Origin of the sequence: Rathayibacter caricis DSM 15933 (genome assembly GCF_003044275.1) — a bacterium.
GTDB lineage: Bacteria > Actinomycetota > Actinomycetes > Actinomycetales > Microbacteriaceae > Rathayibacter > Rathayibacter caricis.
The window spans coordinates 59,400-78,213 of the sequence record NZ_PZPL01000001.1 but is presented as its reverse complement, the minus strand read 5'-3'; the positions used below and the strand labels follow the sequence as shown (position 1 = coordinate 78,213).

Below are 18,814 nucleotides of genomic sequence, written 5' to 3'. Positions count from 1 at the left end.
AGCGCGACGGCAGGAGGAGGACACCGTGAAGACCATGACGTGCCGCGACCTCGGTGGGCCGTGCGCCCTCGAGCACCGCGGAGCCACCGCCGACGAGATCATCAACGCCCAGGACCGCCACCTGAAGGACGCGGTGAAGGCGGGCGACGAGTCGCACCGCGAGGCGCGCGAGGCGATGAAGGGCCGCTGGATGCGGCCGAAGAAGGCGCTCGACTGGTACAACGGCGTCAAGCGCGCCTACGCCGAGCTTCCTGAGAGCTGAGCGGATCCGACCGTCCGTCCTCCGCCTCGTCGGGCGGCGCGGACGCCGTTCGCGATGATCACGACCTCCGCGAGCTCGTGCACGAGCACGACCCCGGCGAGGCCCAGGACGCCGAGGAGCGCGAGGGGCAGGAGGACGACGATCACGCCGAGCGCGAGGATCAGGTTCGCGGTCATGATCCGCCGGCCCCGGCGCGCGTGCCGCAGCGCGGCGGGGATCAGGCGCAGGTCGCTGCCGGTGAAGGTCACGTCGGCGGACTCGATCGCGGCCGCCGAGCCGGTCGCGCCCATCGCGATGCCGATGCCGACGTCGGCTGCGGCGAGAGCCGGGGCGTCGTTGATGCCGTCGCCGATCATCGCCACGCGTCGGTGCCGGGCGATCCGCTCGATCGAGACCGCCTTGCCGGCGGGCGTCTGCTCCGCGTGAACCTCCGCGATCCCCGCCCGGTCGGCGAGGGCGTGCGCGGTGCGGGCGTTGTCGCCGGTGATCATGACGCAGTCGATGCGCAGGCGGGCGAGCTCCGCGATCGTCGCGGCCGCCTCGGGCGCGAGCTCGTCGCGGACGCCGATCACTCCGAGGACCGCGCCGCCGCGCTCCACGACCACGGCCGTCATGCCGTCGCTCTCCATCGCCTCCCGCTCTGCCGTCAGCGCTCCGGCCGGGACCCAGCGGGGGCTGCCTACGCGGACCGGGACCCCGGAGAGGCTGCCGGTGATGCCGTCGCCGGGATGCTCCGTGACGTCCTCGACCGCGGCCGGCGTCGAGCCGGCGGCGAGGATCGCGGCGGCGAGCGGGTGGGTGCTGCGCGCCTCGAGCGCCGCGGCGACCCCCAGCACGTCCTCGCGGGTCGCGCCGAGCGCGGTGGCGACGTCGACGACGCTCGGGCGGCCGGCGGTGAGGGTGCCGGTCTTGTCGAACGCGACGACCTGCACCGTGCCGAGGCGCTCGAACGCCTCGCCGGAGGTGATGACGAGCCCGAAACGGCTGCCGGCGCCGATCGCCGAGATCACCGTCACCGGTACGGCGATCGCCAGCGCGCACGGCGAGGCGGCGACGAGCACGACCAGCGCGCGCTCGGTCCAGGTGGTGGTGTCCCCGATCAGCACCCCGACCAGGGCGATCCCTGCGGCGAGCAGGAGCACGGCCGGGACGAGGGGCTTCGCGATGCGGTCCGCGAGCCGGGCCCGCTCGCCCTTGCGGGCGTGAGCCTGCTCGACCAGCTGCACGATCGTCGTCAGCGAATTGTCGGTGCCCGCCGCGGTCGCCTCGACCTGCAGCGCGCCGCCGCCGTTGAGCGATCCGGCGCTCACCGCGTCGCCCGGGCCGACCTCGACGGGGATCGACTCGCCCGTGATCGCGGAGGTGTCGAGGCTGCTGCGGCCCGAGACGACGACGCCGTCCGTGGCGATCCGGTCGCCGGGGCGCACCACGAGCACGTCGAGCTCGCGCAGCTCCCGTGCCGGGATCGTGAGGTCGCCGTGCAGTCGCGAGACGATCGCGGTGTCGGGGAGCAGATCCAGCAGGGCGCGCAGGCTCCCGCGGGCCCGGTCCATCGCCCGGTCCTCGAGCGCCTCCGCGATCGAGAACAGGAACGCCAGCGCGGCCGCTTCTGCGACGTGCCCGAGCAGGACGGCGCCGACGGCCGCGATCGTCATCAGCAGGCCGACGCCGAGCCTGCCTCGCAGCAGCCGCCGCACGGCGCCCGGCGCGAACGTCGACGCGCCCGCGACCAGGCTCGCGCCGAGCACGATCGTGCCGGCGGGCTCCCGGCCGGTCCACTCCAGGACGGAGCCGAGGAGCAGCAGCGCACCGGCCGCGATCGGGACGAGGACGGTCCGGTCCCGCCGCCACGGCACCGCGTCCTCCGGCTCTGCGCCGTGGTCGTGCTCGTCGTGCTCGTGCTCGGACGCCGCGTGCTCGTGCGGCCCGGCCCGCCCGGTCGGCCGCGCGCCGAGCGTCAGGGCGGCCGGCTCGTCGCCGCCGCAGCACTCCGCACTCACTCCGGCACCTCGCAGCACAGCGGCACGTCGCAGTCCTCGTCCGTGCAGTCCGCGCCGTCGTCGATCGCGAGCACGACGTCGACCATCGCGAGCAGCGCCTTCGAGAGGTGCGGATCCGCGATCTCGTACCGGGTGCTGCGTCCCTCCGGGATCGCGGCGACGATGCCGCACCCCCGCAGGCAGGTCAGGTGGTTCGAGACGTTCGAGCGCGTGAGGCCCAGCTCCTGCGCCAGCTCGCCCGGATGCCCGGGCCTGCCGATCAGCGACAGCAGGATCCGCGACCGCGTGGGATCGGCCATCGCCCGGCCCAGTCGGTTCATGACGTCCAGACGCGAGGCGATGGTCAGCATGCACTGACCATACAGCGTCGGCTGACATGACCGGGCGACGGCAGACGACCGCGGTGAAGCGTCACGGGGACGGGCGGGACCAGGACCGCCCGCCCCTCGACGGACCGCCGGGTACCGGTCCGCCGTCACCGCGGCGCACGAGGCGGCCGACGGCAACTCGCCGCGGGGGAGGGGCTCTCGATCGGATCGGAGCGGCCGCCCGCGCGGGAAGAGCGCGAGCAGCGCGGCTCGGGTCCGGGAGCGCACTGCGTCCCGGGCACCCTACGCGACCCTCCCGAGTCCGCTCCCAGGGGTCGCGCAGACGACGGCGCCCCTCCCTCCACGCGGGAGGAAGGGGCGCCGTCGAGCCGCGGCTGCGTCAGCAGGTGGCCGCCGCGTACCGCACCGAGGCCGAGAAGGCCGGCTGGTCGACCGCGGTCCCCGAGACGGACACCGCTCCCTCCGGTATCGCGCGCAGGCGGGTGGTGAAGGCGGCCGTGGCCGCGGCGCCCGGAGCGACCGAGGCGAACGACTTCGTGCCGTACGCGGAGTCGATCGTGACGGCCGCCGGGGCGGTGTCGCCGTTGCGGACCGTCACCGTGAGCACGACCTTGCCGGCGACGCAGCGCGTCGACACCGTGGGAGCGAGCTCGAGGGTGTCGAGGCTCACCGCCGCGGAGGTCGAGGCGAGCACGAGCGCGTCGGAGTAGCCGTCGTACGAGGCGGTGACGCCCGTCACTCCGGCCGGCACCGTCGCCGTGGCCGCGCCGCCGGTCAGGCGCACGGTCTGGGTCCAGCTGCCGCCGCGGAACGTGACGGTGCCCGCCACGTCGCCGGAATCGGCGGCCGTCACCGTCGCGGTCGCGGTCCGGCCGTCGACGGCGAGCGTCGTGGTCGAGCCGACGGCCTTGACCGGCGCCCACTCCTTCATGGCGGTGAGCACCGTCTGCGGGACGCTGACGAACGCGCCGTGGCGCGGGCTGGCCGGCAGGCCGCCCTTCGTCGAGACGCTCCAGTCGGCCGACTTCGACAGGCGCGAGGCCTGCGAGCTGCCGGCGATCGCCGCGCCCGAGGTCACGAAGGCCTTGTAGCCGCCGCTGCCGTAGTTGTCGACGAGGAACGCGTAGCCGTCACCGGTGCCCGTGGTGTCGTTCGGGTCGCCGGCGTTGAGCTTCACGATCTCGGGGCCCTCGCCCTCCTGGCCGGTCTCGAGACGGGTCATGTTGGTGTCGGTGAGCTGCCACGTCGTCGTCGGGTCGGCGCTCCAGTTCGACGAGGTCGTTGGGGCGGTGAGCACCGTCGACTTCTCGAGGAAGATGTCCTTGCCGGCCTCGAGGATGCCGGCGGCGCCGCCCTCCTCGTTCTTGGTGAAGCGGTAGTAGTAGTCGCCGATCTTGGTGATCGTCGAGTCGATCCGCGCGTAGCCGGTGTCCTGCCAGGTGGCGGGCGGCTGGGTGAAGGTGCGGAAGTCGCGGGTGATGACCGAGAAGACGCGCGAGTAGAGCTTGTCGCCGTTCGACTTCGTGGCGTCGGAGTAGAGGCGCGACGAGAAGAAGACGACGTACGACTGCAGGGCGTCGTCCCAGTACGCCTCCGGCGCCCAGGTCATGCCCGCGGCCGGCTGGTTGACCGTGATGCCGGTGTCAGCGCCGTTGGTGCGGGTCCACGTCACGAGGTCGGTCGACTCCCAGACCTCGATCTTGAGGCTGCCCTTGGACTGCGCGTCGCCCCAGCTCGTGCCGCACGAGATGCAGAGGTCGGTGGCGACCATGTAGTACTTGTCGCCGTTGTGCGAGCGGAGGATGAACGGGTCGCGGAGTCCGCGGGTGTCGGTCGTCGAGGTGATGACCGCCTTGCCGTCGTTGACCGGCGAGAAGGTGAAGAAGTCGTTGCCGGACGTCGCCGCCTGGTAGATCTTCTCGTCGCCGTCCGACTTGAAGTACGCCGAGGCGTAGCCCGCGTCGGGCGCGGTGCGGCCGAGCTCGGCCACCGTCAGCGTGAAGCTGCGCGACTCCGACACCCCGTTGAGCGTCGCGTTCGCGGTCAGGGTCACGGTCGCGTCACCGCTGCCGTATGCGGGTCGCGCGACGACTCCGCCGCCCTGGTACGGGTCGGCGGCGCCCACGGCCGGGGCGACGTAGCCGGCGGTCGTCGGAGTGACGAGCGCCGGATTCGAGGAGGTCCACGTGATCGCGGTGCCGTTCTTCACGCCCTTCACGACCAGGGGCAGGTTCTCGGTGGTGCGCGGCGCGAGCACGATCGCGTCGAGGTCGTCGTTGATCCTCGGAGCGAGGACGACGAGCTCGAAGGTGATCGGGCTGCCGGTGCTCGGCGTGGCGGTCAGGGTGACCGGGGTGTCCGTCGTGATCGTGCGCGAGACGACTCCGGTGGTCGAGACGACCGCGGAGTTCGACGACGTCCAGGTCAGCGCGATGCCGTTGCTCGTCGCGGGGAGGTTCACGTTCCCGGAGACGGCGGTGAGCGACGGGTTGCCGTTGAGCACGACCGGGAGGAGGTCGGAGCGCAGCAGCCCCGCAGTGGCGGCCTGCTTGGCAGCGGCGGTGGGCATGCTCGCTCCGACCTGCTCGGCGGTCAGCGAGGTGTCCCAGAACTTCACGTCGGTGACGTCGCCGGTGAAGAGCGCGTCGCCCTGGTAGAGCGAGCGGCCGAGGTAGCCGAGCGTGCTGCCGGAGGGGATGATGCTCGCCATCGACTTGGCCGCGGTGACCGTCGAGATCTGCGCGCCGTCGCGGTAGAGGGTGAGCGTGGTGCTCGAGCCGGTGCCCGATCCGACCATGGTGAGGGTCGTGAAGCCGGGGTTGAGGCCGCCTCCGGCCGGGAGCCGCTGCTCGCCGTTCCCGCTGTCCTTGACCCGGATGCCGGACAGGACCTGGTTGCTGTACCCGCCCTCCGAGCTGCGCGGGTTCACGAACACGTGGTTGCCCAGCGTCGTCGTGTTCCAGGGGCCGACGCCGTCGCCGATCACCCAGCCGAACTGGTTCGCCGAGGTCTGCGTCTTCACCGTGTACTCGACCGCGAAGGAGTTGTCGGTGCCCGTGACGAGGTTCTTCGGCAGGGCCGCGTAGCCGTTGGCGCGGAAGCGGGCGACCTGGTCGCCGCCCGCGTCCGCGAAGGACGCGTCGGTCAGCCCGGTGAGCGTCGCGTTCCGGCCGTTGCCCGAGATGTCGAGGAGGGCCGAGCCCGCGTGCGACATGTCGTAGTGGGCGGTCGGAGCGGGGACGTCGACCGCGGAGGCGGACATCGGCACGAGGACGCCGGTCAGGGCGACGCTCGTGCACGCGAGCGTGGAGAGGAGGAGGGTGCGGGTCCGGCGCCGGGGCGCGGGGTGCTCCGAAGAGCGTCGTCTCATCATCGAGACCTTTCCGATCGTGGGGTGGGGCTCCCGGGGTCGGCGCGGACGCTCGGCCCGGTCCGCACTCCCCTCCATCGGGGAGAGCGGGGGTGTGTTCACGTTAACACGCCCGGCATCGCGGGGAACAGGGCCGATGAACCCTTTCAGTCGAGATGCTCGAGGATGTCGCGGGTGTAGCCGGAGGGAGCGCCGCCGATCCACCTCGTGGAGATCCAGAGCTCGCCGCGGAGGTAGTCGCTGCGTCCGCTCTCGGTGTCCACACCGTCGACGGAGTCCGCCGCGGGGGTCACGGTCGTCTGGAAGTAGCGCGTCCCGCCGAGCAGCTCCTCCGTGTCGCCGCCGGAGGATCCGAGCATGCCGCGCACCGTCTCGGCCTCGGCCGGGTCGAGCCGCGTGAAGCGCGTCACGATGCCGTAGTGGATACTCGACGACTCCCAGAGGCAGACCCGGTCGTCGCCCCGGTCGGCGAGGATCTCCTCGGGTTCGGCGCCCGGATCGAATTCGCGCGCCGTCGTCTCGCGGAGCGTGAAGCCGAAGTCCACGATCCAGGCCGTCGTCTCGGGGCTCCACAGGTCGGCGCACGGGGGCAGGGGCGACGGGAAGGAGGAGGGTGCTGCGGCCGGAGCGGGTGGCTCGACCGGTTCCGGCGCCGGGGCCGGGCGGCGGGTGGTGCCGCGGCCGGGGCGGAGGGAGCGGGGCGGGCGCTGCCGAGGCGGGCGACTCGACCGTGGTCGGAGCGGCGGGACGGGGAGGGAGCAGCAGGGTCGCGCACCCGGCCAGCACGGCGGTCGAGGCGAGCAGCAGCGCGCAGCTGCCGAGCCGGCGGACACCCATGGGCGGATCCTCTCGATCGGCGCTCCCGGTGTAGGCGACGCCCAGTATGGAGTCGGGCGGCCGGGGAGCGCCCGCCTCCTGCGATCGGAGCGACATCGTGTCCCGCGCGGCGGATCCACCAGGCCCTAGGGTGTGTTCGCACGCGCCGCCGCGGGCAAGAGGAGGCTCGTCATGCCCGAGTGGTACACCCTCGGAGTCGTCGCGCTGGTGATCGTCGTGGTCGTCGTCGTGATCGTCCGGTTCCGCATCAACCCGGTCATCGCGCTCGCGCTGGGAGCCGCCGCGATCGGCCTCCTGACCGGACTCGGACCCGTCGACACCGTCTCGACCATGTCGACCGGCTTCGGCGAGGTGATGGCCGAGGCGGGCATCCTGATCGGCTGGGGCGTGCTGATCGGCGCCATGCTCAACGAGATGGGCGCGATCGTCCGCCTCGTCGAGGGTCTGATGCGCGTCTTCGGGCGCCGCGGGATCCCTTACGCGCTCGGCCTGTCACTCGCCACGTACCTGCAGACGATCTTCGTCGACGTGCTGATCGTGATCGCCGCGCCGCTGGCCCGGAGGATCGCCCCGCGCCTGGGCCCGGCCGGCACCGGCATCATCGGCGTCACCTTCGCGGTCGGCCTCGAGATGGGCATCGTGATGATGGTGCCCGGCTTCGCGGCGGTTGCCCTGGCCGGCCTGCTCGGCGTGCCCCTCGGGGTCATGATGCTCGGCGGCTTCGCTGTCGTCGCGCCCACCGTCGTGCTCACGATCCTGCTGATGTCGCTGGCCTTCCGGCTCGGCTTCTGGGATCCGGCGCGCGACCAGCAGGTCGTCGTGCGCGACGACGACGAGGAGGCCGTGCTCGCCGGTGCGTCGGGGTCCTCCGGTTCGTCCGGCGCCTCGGCTTCCGCCGCCGCCCCGGCCACCGGCACCGTCCGCACCGCCGTCGGAGGAGTGCCCCGCGGACCGGCCGCCCTCCGGCCCGGTGCCGTCGAGGAGCGCCGGCGCCCCCTCCTGCTGCTCTTCGCGCCGATGCTCGTGGCGCTCCTGCTCATCGCGTCGCAGGCCGTGCTGAGCGTGGCCGGCGCGGAGGTGCCCGTGATGCAGTTCCTCGGCAACCCGATCATCGCCCTGCTGCTCGCCGTCATCGCGACCGGAGTGATCGGCCGCCTCGCCGTCGGCACCAAGCGCATCGAGAAGGCCGTCGTGAAGGGCTTCCAGGACGGCGGTCAGATCTTCCTCCTCACCGGCATCGGCGGCTCGCTCGCCGCCGTGATCGCCCAGGGCGACCTCGGCGACGTGCTGAAGGGCTACTTCTCGGCGTCCTCGTTCGCCCCGCTGCTGCTCGTCTGGCTCATGGCCGCCGTGCTGCACATCGCCGTCGGGTCGGTCACCCTCTCGGCGATCACGGCCGCCGGAGTCATCGCGCCCGTCGCCGCGTCGCTGGGTCTGGACCCGCTGCTGATCGCGCTCGCCGCGGGCTCCGGCGCGCTGTTCTGCATCCACGTCACGTCGAACACGTTCTGGCTGCTGCAGTCCTTCCTCGACCAGTCGGTGCGCGGGGCGCTCAAGACGGTGACGGTGGGGGTGTCGCTGGCATCGGTGCTGGCGCTCGGGATGACGCTGGTGCTGTCGCTGTTCCTGTAGGGGTGTGCTCCTGTCGGAGGGTGTTCCTGTGCGGCGAGGGGGCGGCGCGGGCGTGCGGTCGGAGTCGCGGACGGAGCGATCGGAGCGGCTTCCGGTCGCAGGGCTTCGTCGGTGATCGCGGTCGCTCGAGAGGTCGGGGCCGGTGCGGCAGCGGTGTGGCGCGTCCCTGGCGTGAACCGCTCGCGGCACCGCGAGAACATGAGCGGATGTCAGTAGTCACTGGTTTCGTACTCGTATGACGGGATCAGAAGTGGTGGAGGTGCTCGAGGTCGTGCGGGAGCGCGGGGATCGGGCGGGTGAGTTGGCGCGGTCGGCGGCGCCGGTGCTGCTGGCGGCGGCGGTGGAGCTGCATGCGGCGTACCGAGCGGCGGTGTCGTGTCCGGAGGCGTTCGCGCGGGGTCTGCCGCGGGGCGGTTCGGCGGATCTGGTGGAGCGCTCGGTCCGGGCGGAGCTCGCGGTGGGGTGCGGGGTGTCGGAGCGGGTGGTGTCCCGGGATCTGGAGGACGCGCGGCTGCTGATCGAGGATCTCCCGCGCACGCGGGAGGCGCTCGCTGGGGCGAGGCTGCGGTGGGAGGCGGGCCGGATCATCTGCGCGACCGCCGGCAGCCTGCCGCCGGAGTCGCGGGCGGTGTTCGACGAGCGGGCGTGCGAGCTGGCGCTCGTACTGACGCCCACGCAGCTGCGGCGCCGGGTGGCGCGACTGCGCGATGAGCTGCACGTCGAGCCGCTCGCTGCGCGGCATGCGCGGGCTCGGGAGGATCGCGCGGTCTGGCTGGTCCCGGACGCGGACGGCATGGCGCTGCTGTGCGCACTGCTGCCCGCCCCGGTCGCCGTCGGCGCGTACGCACGGCTGGACCGCATCGCCCGCTGCCTGCGCGACGGGACCGACAGCGGAGGAGGGGAGGCCGGCCGGCCGGACGACGCCCGCACCCTCGCGCAGCTGCGCGCCGACGCGCTCACCGACCTGCTCTGCGACGGCGACGTCACGGGCACCGCACCGGATGTCGTCGGCGCTGCACCCGGCGATGCGGCCACTCCGACGTTCGTCCCCGGAGTGCGCGCTGAGGTCCGGTTGACCCTCGCCGCGAGCACCGCCACCGGCCGCGACGACGCCCCCGCCGACCTCGACGGGTACGGCCTCATCCCGGCCGACGTCGCCCGCGAACTCGCCGGAGCCGCCTCCACTATCACCCGCGTTCTGACAGACCCCGACACGGGCACCGTGCTCTCGGTCGGCCGCAGCCACCGTCTTCCGCCACCGCGGATGCGGCTCGCCCTCCACCTGCGCGACCGGACCTGCCGCTTCCCCGGCTGCACCCGCCCCGCCTCACGAGCCGAAGCCGACCACACCCTCGAATGGCGCCACGGCGGGCAGACGAGCCTCGACAACCTCGCCTCCCTCTGCACCGCCCACCACCACGTCCGCCACGGCGACCGCTGGACCTACGTCCTCCACCCGGACGGCACCGCCGACTGGACCACCCCCACCGGACGCCGCATCACCACACGACCGGAGACCCTCCTCGCTGACCCCGCGCGCCTCCGACCCGAACCGCGGTTCACGGAGCCGCCTCCGTTCTGAACCGGGGCCGTCGACCAGCGAAGCGCCCCGCGCGACCGGAGTGGCGTCGTTCGGCCGACGACCGTGCTGATCACGGTGCTACCCGACCCGACCGCGCGGTGTGCGTCCCGGGCCCGGCCGTGCCCCCGCTTCGCCGTGGGAAGGAGTGCGGTCCTCCGTTCTGCCGTGGCGCGCCCTGCTGGGTCCTGCCGTCCTCGGCTGTGCAGCGCCGTGTATCGCCGTGTATCGCTGCGTCGTGTCTTGCGCGCGTCGCGCTGTGCCCTGTCGCGCCGTGTCGTGGAGTGCGCGTCGTGCCGGGCCGTGCCGCGGCCTGCCCTGCCGCGCGATTCGCCGTACCGCTGGCGACAGTCTTCTGACGCGCGCTCTGCTGGGTCTCGCCGTCCGGGGCCGCGCAGTGATGTGCCCGCAGCTTCGCGCGGCGTCGTGCCGCGCTGTGTCGTATCGCGCTGTGCCTGCCTGCCTGCCTGCCTGCCTGCTTGCCCGCCGTGCCGCGCCGTGCGCCAGGATGGTCGGCATGCTGCGAGCGAACGACATCCCCTGGGACCTCATCCGGGACCGCCGTCCGGTGCTCGCACTGCTGCCCTTCGGCGCGCTCGAGGCGCACGGGCTGCACCTGCCGCTCTCGACCGACACGCTCGTCGCCGAAGCGGTCGCCGAGCGGATGGCGCACCGTCTCGACGCGCTGCTCCTGCCGGCGATCCCCTACGGGGCGACGGCCGGCACCGCCGGCTATCCGGGCACCGTCTCGCTGTCGGCGCCGACCGTGACGGCGGTCGCCGTCGACATCGCGCGGGCGCTCGCGGCCTCGGGCGTGGGCCTCCTCGTGATCGTCAACGGCGACTACGGCAACCGCGCCCCGCTGCGCGCAGCGGTCGACGTGCTCACCGCCGACGGGATCGAGGTGCTGCTGCTCGACTACCCCGGCTTCGAGGAGGCGGCCGCGAGGGTCCGCGAATCCCGCCCCGCCGCATCCGGACTCGCGCACGCGGAGGAGCTCGAGACCTCGCTGGTCCTGGCCCTCGCTCCCGAGCTGGTGCTGCGCGAGTGCTACGTCGTCTGCTACCCGGACTTCCCGCCGGAGTTCGGCACCGTCGAGATGCCGCTCCACCCCTTCTCGGAGTCGGCCGTCTTCGGCGATCCGACCTCGGCGTCCGCCGAGAAGGGCGAGGCGATCCTGGAGGCGGTGGTCGAGGCGTCGGTCGAGGCGGTGCGCACGGCTCTCCGGTGAGCGGAGCCGCGCCTCCTCAGTGACGACGGGTCACCGGGACCCCGCCACCGCGGCCGTCGAGGTCCGCTCCACGAGCTCGACCGGCAGCTTCTCCCGCACCCGGGCCTCCCCCGGATCCGCCAGGGCGTCCAGCAGCAGTCGAGCCGCCCGGGATCCCATCGCGACGGCGGGCTGCCGGATCGTGGTCAGCCCGACGAGCGCCGCCGACTCGATGTCGTCGAAGCCGATCACCGAGACGTCCTGCGGAACCCGGAGGCCCGCGGTCCGCAGCCGGTCGACGGCTCCGATCGCGATCTCGTCGTTGCCGGCGGCGATCGCCGTGAACGGCGTGCCGCTGCGCAGCGCCTCGTCCAGGAGAGCGGCCCCCGACGGCGCGGAGTAGTCGCCGGTGAGCATCAGCGCGTCGGGGAACGACTCCCGGACGCCCGCGGTGCGGTCCCGCGTCGAGACCAGGCCGCGCGGCCCGGCGATGATCAGAACCCGCTCGTGCCCGAGCGCGGCCAGATGCTCTCCGGCCAGGCGCCCTCCTCGCCGGTTGTCCGAGGTGACGACGGTCACGTTCTCGAGCGACGGGATCTCCTCGTCGGCGAGCACGAGCGGGTACTCGGCGGCGAACGGCCGCAGCTCCTCCGCATCGACGGGGGAGTCGCTCGCGACGTAGACGAGGCCGTCGACCGTGCGGTTCCGCAGCAGATCGAGGTAGCGCCGATGGCGATGGCCGCCGAAGGACGTGCTGCAGATCAGCACACCGTAGTCGAGCGGACCCGCGACCAGCTCGACGCCCTTCGCGATGCGGCTGAAGTAGGAGGTGGTGATGTCCGGCACCGCGACGGCGAGCAGCCGGCTCCGCCCGGACTGGAGGGTGCGGGCCGCCGAGTCGGGGACGTAGCCCGCCTGCCGGATGATCGCGAGGATCCGCTCGGCCGTGCGCGGATTCACCGGGCGCTTGCCCGAGAGCACGTGCGAGACCGTCGTCACGCTGACCCCGGCCGACTGCGCGATCTGCTGCATGGTCGGTCTGCCCGCTCGCATCGTCGCCTCGACTCCCTCGCCCTGCAAAACGCTTTGCACCGCATTCCATCACATCACAGAAGCGCCGCTCTTCGCCCGACCGCAGAGGGCGCTCACCGTCGCCCCCCGGATCGGGGGAGTTGTCACCCCGCGTTTCCGAACCGTTTCCGCGGGAAGAAGACCCCATTACGAAGCGTCACTCGGGGACTGTCGGGCACCGCGCCGACCCTAGGCTCGGGAAATCCTCCTCAGGTGCGATACCCCGAATGCAAAACCTTTTGCACACCCGACCGGAAGACCAGGTGACCGTGAAAGACCTCGATCTCGCCCGCGCCGCCCAGCGCGTCTCCGTCCCCGTCGTCGCCGTTCTGCTGGCGCTGGTCATCGGAGCGATCCTGATCACGGTGTCCGGGCGCTCGCCCGTCGACGCGATGGCGGCGATCGGCCGCGCCGCCTTCACCTGCGATCCCGGGTACTGCAACTTCGGCACCGTGCTCACGACGGCGACGCCGCTGATCATGACCACGCTCGGCGCCGTCATGGTCCTGCGGGCGGGCCTGTTCAGCATCGGCCAGGAGGGGCAGTACGGGCTCGGAGCCGTCGCGGCGGTCGTCGTGGGCTACCAGGTCCAGCTCCCCGGAGGGCTGCACCCGATCGTCGCGCTGCTGGCCGCGGGCGTCGCGGGAGCGCTGGTCGGACTCGTCCCCGCGATCTTCCGCGTCTTCCTCGGAGCGAACGAGCTGATCGTCAGCATCATCCTCAACTCGATGGTCGCCCTGCTGCTGAGCTTCCTCATCAACTACCCGCTGCGGGACACGGGCGGGACGGCCTCCTACACGCCGCAGATCGACGAGACGGCGCGGCTCCCCATCTTCGACACCGCGACCAAGCTCGGCGCGAACCTCGTCGTGGCCCTCGCCTTCGTGGCGATCGTCGCGGTGTACATGTCCCGCACCACCTGGGGCTACGAGCAGCGGATGGCGGGCGAGGCGCCCGTCTTCGCCCGCTACTCCGGGATGCGCACCCGCACGGCCGTGCTCCGCGCGGCCGCCCTCGGAGGAGCCCTCGCCGGCATCGGCGGCGGCATCCAGGTCCTCGGCATGAACTACCGCGTGATCGACGGGTTCCTGGACGGCACCGGCTTCAACGGGCTGACGGCGGCGATCCTCGGAGGCACCACCGTGATCGGCGGGTCCCTCGCCGCGATCCTGTTCTCGGCGATCACCGTCGGCGCGATCAACGGGCTGCAGATCCTGATGGGCGTGCCGCGCGAGATCGGCGCCGTGATCCTCGCGCTGATGATCCTCCTCGTCGCGATCCAGACACCGCTCGCCGGACGCCTGGAGCTCTGGCTCAGCAAGCGCCGGGGCGCCCGCGAGATCGCCGCGCGGGCGGCCGCCGCTCCGCCGCCCCCGGAACCGGTCGACACCCCGCCGGACCCCGACGAGGTCCGCGCCCACGCGGCCGCCCGGAACGAGGAGTGAGCATGGACTTCCTCCTCGCCCTCCTGACCCCCGAGCTCATCCACAACGGGATCCAGCTCACCACCCCGATCCTCTTCGGCGCCCTCGCCGCCGCGCTCAGCTCGCGGGCCGGAGTCCTGAACCTCGCGATCGAGGCGAAGATGCTGGTCGGAGCGTTCGTCGGACTCGTCGCTCTCGACGGCACCGGGTCGCAGCTGCTCGCCGTCGTGATCGCCGCGCTGGCCGGAGCGCTCACCGGCGGGCTGATGGCCCTCGCGCACCGCGTCGGGGTCGACCTGATCGTCTTCGCGATCGGGCTCAACATGCTGCTGCTGGAGCTGTCGATCTACCTCATGCGTCAGTTCTTCGGGGGCGTGGGCGTCTGGACCCCCGACGTCGCGACGCTGCCGTCGATCCCGCTGCCGTTCCTCGAGGGCGTGCCCGTGCTCGGCCCGCTGCTCAGCGGCTACAACGCGCTGGTCTACCTCGCGTTCGCGCTCGCGGCCGCGTTCGGCCTGCTCTTCCGCTACCGGCCCGGCCGCCACCTCCTGGCGGTGGGCGAGGCTCCGGGAGCCGCGGCCGCCGCGGGCATCTCGGTCGAGCGGGTGCAGACGCTCTCGCTGGTCGGCTCCGGCGCCCTCGCCGCTCTCGGAGGCGCGTTCCTGACGGTCGGCGAGCTCGGGCTCTTCGCCCGCAACATGACCGACGGCGCCGGCTGGATCGCGATCACCGCGGCGCTGCTCGCGGTGAACCGCCCCGTGTTCCTCGTGCCGGCGTCCCTCCTCTTCGGCTTCTCCGACGCCTTCGCGATCCGCCTGCAGAGCACCACCGACCTGCCCCAGGTCCTCGTGCAGCTCATCCCGATGGCCGCGACGCTCCTCGTGCTCGGCTTCGTCGGCTACCGCGGACTCCGCGCCAAGGAGACCCTCGGCCTGCCCCGCCGCGCCCGCCGCCAGCTGGCCGGCGCTCTGCGCTGACGCTCGCGCCGCCCTCTCGCCCCTCCCTCCCACCCCGCACCCGACGAGAACGAAGGACACAGCCATGACCCTCCCCGCACCCTCCCGCCGCCGCGTCCGGCAGGCGTCCGCCCTCTCCGCCCTGGCCGTCACGGCCCTCGCCCTCTCGGCCTGCAGCGGCGGCGGCTCCGCCTCGACCGCGGCCCCCGACTCCGACGCCTACACCGTCGCGCTGGTCGGCGGCGTCGCGGGCGACCTCTCCTACACCGACTCCGCCCTGGCCGGCCTCACCGAGGCGAAGGACACCCTCGGGGTCGCGACCTCGCACATCGAGGCGCCCGACGTGGCGCAGGGCGAGACCCTCCTCCGCTCGGCCATCCAGACCTCGCCGGACCTCGTGCTGAGCATCACCCTGCCGCTGGACACCGTCATCGCGATCGCCGAGCAGTACCCGGACCAGAAGATCGGCATGCCGGACCAGAGCCTCGAGGACTCCGAGGTGCCCGACAACCTCGAGCTCTACACGATCAACACCCACGAGGGCAGCTTCCTGGCGGGCCTGGTCGCGGGCACGATGACCACCACCAAGAAGGTCGGCGCGGTCGTCGGCGGCGACGCTCCGGGGCTCAACCAGTTCGCCTGGGCGTACGAGCAGGGCGTCAAGGAGGCGTGCGGCGACTGCACCGTGCAGCGCACCTACCTCAACTTCACCTTCAACGATCCGGCGCTGGGCAAGTCGACCGCCCTCGACATGCACAGCGACGGGGTCGACGTGATCTTCCAGGTCGCGGGCGGCTCGGGCACCGGGGTCATCGAGGCCGCGGAGGAGGAGGGCTTCTACGCCATCGGTGTCGACAGCGACCAGGACTCCGTCGCGCCCGGCACGGTCATCACCTCGATGATGAAGCACGTCGACGCCAACGTCCTCACGATGATCTCCTCGGCGCAGGAGGGGGAGTTCACCTCGGGCGCCACCAACGTCGGACTCGCCGAGGGCGCGACCGGGCTCTCGTGGGACGAGGGCTCCACGGTCTTCGAGGACGCCCACCCCGAGCTCGCCGAGCCCGTGGCCGCCGCCAAGAGCACCGTCGCCGACTACGAGACGCGGATCCTCGACGGCTCGTTCGAGGTCTGCGACGCCCTGAACGCCCCCGACTCGGACGCCTGCTCGCCCTTCGCCGGCTGATCCGCCCCGACCGCAGGAGTCGCCGATCACCCCCCGGTCGGCGGCTCCTGCGCTCCCCCTCTCGCGCCCCGCCGCGGCACCCGCACCAGGAAGGCCCCTCCATGACCACTCCGTTCCTCCGGCTCGACGGCCTGCGGAAGTACTTCGCCTCCTCCGGCGTCCTGGCGGTCGCCGACGTCTCGCTCGACGTCGGCGCCGGCGAGGTGGTCGCCCTGGTGGGCGAGAACGGCACGGGCAAGACCACTCTGATGAACCTGCTGTTCGGCGCGTTCCCGCTCGACGCCGGTCGGATCGAGATCGACGGCGAAGAGGTCGCGATCCGGGGGCCGCAGGACGCGATCGACCACGGGATCGGCATGGTGCAGCAGCACTTCGCGCTCGTCCCCTCCTTCACCGTCGCGCAGAACGTGCTGCTGGGCCGCGAGCCCCGACGCCGCGACGGCCGGATCGACGACGCCGCAGCGGAGCGCGAGGTCGGCGCCCTCGCCGATCGCCTCGGATTCCCGGTGGACCCGGCGAAGCTGGTCGCGGCCCTGCCGATCGGCCTGCAGCAGCGCGTCGAGATCCTGAAGGCGCTCGCCGGCGACACGAGGCTGCTGATCCTCGACGAGCCGACCGCGGTGCTCACCCCGTCCGAGGCGGAGGACCTGCTGCGCGCCGTCCGCCGACTCGCCTCCCTCGGGACCTCGGTCGTGTTCATCAGCCACAAGCTGCCCGAGGTCATGGCCGTCGCGGACCGCATCGTCGTGATGCGCCGCGGCCACGTGGTCGGCGGGATGACCGCCGCCGAGGCGACGGCTCCGGCGATCGCCCGGATGATGGTCGGCCGCGACGTGCTGCTCAGTGCCGACATCCCGCCGGGCAGCCCCGGGGCGGACGTCCTGCGGGTGTCCGGGGTCTCGGCGCCGCAGGTGAGCGCGGGGGACTCGGGACTCGACGACGTCTCGCTCACCATCGCGTCGGGGGAGATCCTCGGAGTCGCGGGCGTGAGCGGCAACGGCCAGGGCGCGCTGGTCGACGCGATCGCCGGGCTCCGCCGGGTGCGCGAGGGCACGGTCGAGATCGCCGGGACCGACACCACCGGTCGCGGCCCGCGCGCCGCCCGTGATGCGGGGCTCGCGCACATCGCCGAGGACCGCATGCACGTGGGCCTGAACCGCGGCGCGACGCTGGAGGAGAACGCCGTCTCGGTCGCCTACCGCTCGCCGCGCTTCCACCGGGCCGGTCTGCTCCGCCGCGGCGCGATCCACCGGTTCGCGGTGCAGCTCATCGACGACTACATCGTCCGCGGCGCCTCCGCCCGGCGTCTGATCGGCTCGCTCTCGGGCGGCAACCTGCAGAAGATCGTGATCGGCCGCGAGCTCGACGGCGACCCCGCGGTGATCATCGCCAACCAGCCCACTCGCGGACTGGACGTGGGCAGCATCGAGTTCGTGCACCGGGCCCTGCTCGCCGCGCGCAGCCGGGGCGCGGGCGTCCTGCTCCTCTCGGCCGAGCTCGAGGAGATCCTCACGCTCTCGGACCGGATCGTCGTGATGTACGACGGCCGCCTCGCCGGGCCGTTCGCCCGCGGCGAGCTCGACACCGCCGAGATCGGCGCGCTCATGGCCGGCTCCGACCTCGAGACGAGCACCCCGTGACGCGCACGCTGATCGTCGCCGACCACGTGCTGCCCGATGTCGAGGCCGACGAGCTCGGCCCGGCGGTCGTCGCGGTCGAGGACGGCATCGTCCTCTCGGTCGATCCGCTGCGCGGTGCTCGCCCCCGCGGCGCGGACGTCGTCGACCTCGGCCGCTCCGTCGTGCTGCCCGGACTGGTGAACGCGCACGCCCACGCGCCGATGATGCTGTTCCGCGGCGTCTCGGAGGGGCACTCCCTGCTGACCCTCGAGGGCTGGCTCGGAGCGATCCGCTCGCTCGAGGAGCACCTCTCGCCCGAGCTCCTCTCGGCGTCGGCGTCGGTCGCCTGCGCCGAGATGATCGGCAGCGGTACGACGTCGTTCGCCGACCAGTACCTGTTCGCCGAGTCGTACCTCGCCGCGATCGAGGACTCGGGTCTGCGCGCCCGGGTTGCGTACGGCATCGTCGAGCTCGGCGACGACGCCGTCCGCGCCCGCGAGCTCGCCGCGGCGGAGTCGTTCGTCGCGGCCTCGCAGGAGCACCCGTTGGTGCGCGGCTGGGTCGGGCCGCACGCGTTCTTCGTCGACAACCAGGTCGTGGCGATGGAGGCCGAGGTCGCCCTCGCGCACCGGTTCGGCGTCGGACTGCACACGCACTTCGCCACGTCGGGGGAGGAGGAGGACGCCTGCCGCGAGCGCTACGGCCGCGGCGCGCTCGAGACGATGGCCGGGCTCGGCCTCTTCGACGTCCCCCTCCTGCTCGCCCACTCGAACGAGATCGTGGTCGAGGATCTGGCGCTGCTCGCCGGGTCGCGCGCGAGCCTCGTGGCCGCCGCCTCCGTCGCGATGATCAGCGGAGCAGCGGCCCCTCCGTTCCGGCAGGCTCTGGACGCTGGCGTCAACGTCGCGATCGGCACCGACAACCTCTGCGGCAACAACAACGCCGACCTGTTCGAGGAGCTGCGCACGCTCGGCAAACTGGCGGCCTTCGCCGAGCGCCGGCCGAACGCGATCACCTCCCGCGAGCTGCTCGGCCTCGCGACCTGGCGGGGGCACCGCGCCCTCGGCGGCGCCGCGGAGGACGGCTCGCTCGTCCCCGGAGCCGTCGCCGACCTGATCGCGCTCCCCGTCGAGGCCCTGCACCGCGGGCCCGTCGCGGCGCAGTCGCTCCACTCCGCGCTCGTCTACGGGGCGTCCGGCTTCGACACCTCCGACGTCATGACCGCCGGGCGCTGGCTCAAGCGCGACGGCGCCGTGACCACGGTCGACCTCGCGGCGGCGGTGGAGCAGCGGCAGCGCGACCACGACATCCTGATGGAGCGGGTGCGCGCGGGCTGAGA

General features: G+C 72.9%; 14 protein-coding genes. 9 read left to right on the top strand and 5 right to left on the bottom strand.

Annotation, left to right across the window (positions count from 1 at the left end):
- The first annotated feature begins 34 nt into the window (after window positions 1-34).
- Entirely contained in the window at window positions 35-262 is a 228-nt protein-coding gene (locus tag C1I63_RS00345; RefSeq protein WP_243592041.1) for a hypothetical protein, read from the top strand.
- On the opposite strand, the gene C1I63_RS00340 is transcribed toward C1I63_RS00345, so the two are convergent.
- The 4 genes from C1I63_RS00340 to C1I63_RS00330 form a co-directional block, all read right to left on the bottom strand.
- A complete protein-coding gene (locus tag C1I63_RS00340) occupies window positions 238-2,262 on the bottom strand; it encodes a heavy metal translocating P-type ATPase (protein WP_425326967.1) in 2,025 nt (674 codons plus the stop codon). The two genes, C1I63_RS00345 and C1I63_RS00340, sit on opposite strands and share 25 nt — an antisense overlap.
- Window positions 2,259-2,612, bottom strand: coding sequence for a Cd(II)/Pb(II)-sensing metalloregulatory transcriptional regulator CmtR (cmtR, locus tag C1I63_RS19315; RefSeq protein ID WP_055790928.1), 354 nt, complete (start codon window positions 2,610-2,612; stop codon window positions 2,259-2,261). Before cmtR ends, C1I63_RS00340 begins: the two co-directional genes overlap by 4 nt.
- Before the next feature lie 358 nt (window positions 2,613-2,970).
- Window positions 2,971-5,961, bottom strand: a complete 2,991-nt coding sequence (locus C1I63_RS00335) for an immunoglobulin-like domain-containing protein (protein ID WP_244906931.1) — start codon at window positions 5,959-5,961, stop codon at window positions 2,971-2,973.
- A gap of 146 nt (window positions 5,962-6,107) precedes the next feature.
- Window positions 6,108-6,506 carry a hypothetical protein gene (locus C1I63_RS00330; RefSeq protein ID WP_107573331.1) on the bottom strand — a complete coding sequence of 133 codons (399 nt, stop codon included), beginning with the start codon at window positions 6,504-6,506 and terminating at the stop codon, window positions 6,108-6,110.
- A 463-nt stretch (window positions 6,507-6,969) separates the two neighbouring features.
- Here C1I63_RS00330 and C1I63_RS00325 point away from each other — a divergent pair, with 463 nt between their 5' ends.
- From C1I63_RS00325 to C1I63_RS00315, 3 genes are all read left to right on the top strand, one after another.
- Window positions 6,970-8,430: a GntP family permease gene (locus C1I63_RS00325; RefSeq protein ID WP_107573330.1), complete on the top strand. Its 1,461-nt coding sequence runs from the start codon at window positions 6,970-6,972 to the stop codon at window positions 8,428-8,430.
- A gap of 235 nt (window positions 8,431-8,665) precedes the next feature.
- A complete protein-coding gene (locus C1I63_RS00320) occupies window positions 8,666-10,012 on the top strand; it encodes an HNH endonuclease signature motif containing protein (RefSeq protein ID WP_107573329.1) in 1,347 nt (448 codons plus the stop codon).
- A gap of 514 nt (window positions 10,013-10,526) precedes the next feature.
- The gene (locus C1I63_RS00315) at window positions 10,527-11,240 is read left to right on the top strand and encodes a creatininase family protein (RefSeq protein ID WP_170116276.1); all 714 of its coding nucleotides are present in this window, start codon (window positions 10,527-10,529) and stop codon (window positions 11,238-11,240) included.
- Window positions 11,241-11,270: 30 nt separating this feature from the next.
- Here the strand turns inward: C1I63_RS00315 and C1I63_RS00310 are convergent, their stop codons facing one another.
- Window positions 11,271-12,272 carry a LacI family DNA-binding transcriptional regulator gene (locus C1I63_RS00310; RefSeq protein WP_146168321.1) on the bottom strand — a complete coding sequence of 334 codons (1,002 nt, stop codon included), beginning with the start codon at window positions 12,270-12,272 and terminating at the stop codon, window positions 11,271-11,273.
- Between the two features lie 281 nt (window positions 12,273-12,553).
- Between C1I63_RS00310 and C1I63_RS00305 the strand changes: the two genes are divergently transcribed.
- The 5 genes from C1I63_RS00305 (at window position 12,554) to C1I63_RS00285 (ending at window position 18,812) form a co-directional block, all read left to right on the top strand.
- Entirely contained in the window at window positions 12,554-13,735 is a 1,182-nt protein-coding gene (locus tag C1I63_RS00305; protein ID WP_211315535.1) for an ABC transporter permease, read from the top strand.
- A 2-nt stretch (window positions 13,736-13,737) separates the two neighbouring features.
- The gene (locus tag C1I63_RS00300) at window positions 13,738-14,691 is read left to right on the top strand and encodes an ABC transporter permease (RefSeq protein ID WP_055790950.1); all 954 of its coding nucleotides are present in this window, start codon (window positions 13,738-13,740) and stop codon (window positions 14,689-14,691) included.
- A gap of 64 nt (window positions 14,692-14,755) precedes the next feature.
- Window positions 14,756-15,856 (top strand): BMP family ABC transporter substrate-binding protein, encoded by a 1,101-nt coding sequence (locus C1I63_RS00295; protein ID WP_107573325.1) that lies wholly within the window; start codon window positions 14,756-14,758, stop codon window positions 15,854-15,856.
- 101 nt (window positions 15,857-15,957) lie between these two features.
- Complete coding sequence (locus C1I63_RS00290; RefSeq protein WP_107573324.1) at window positions 15,958-17,496, top strand: ABC transporter ATP-binding protein; 1,539 nt, start codon at window positions 15,958-15,960, stop codon at window positions 17,494-17,496.
- Window positions 17,493-18,812, top strand: a complete 1,320-nt coding sequence (locus C1I63_RS00285) for an amidohydrolase family protein (protein WP_107573323.1) — start codon at window positions 17,493-17,495, stop codon at window positions 18,810-18,812. Before C1I63_RS00290 ends, C1I63_RS00285 begins: the two co-directional genes overlap by 4 nt.
- Window positions 18,813-18,814: the final 2 nt, after the last annotated feature.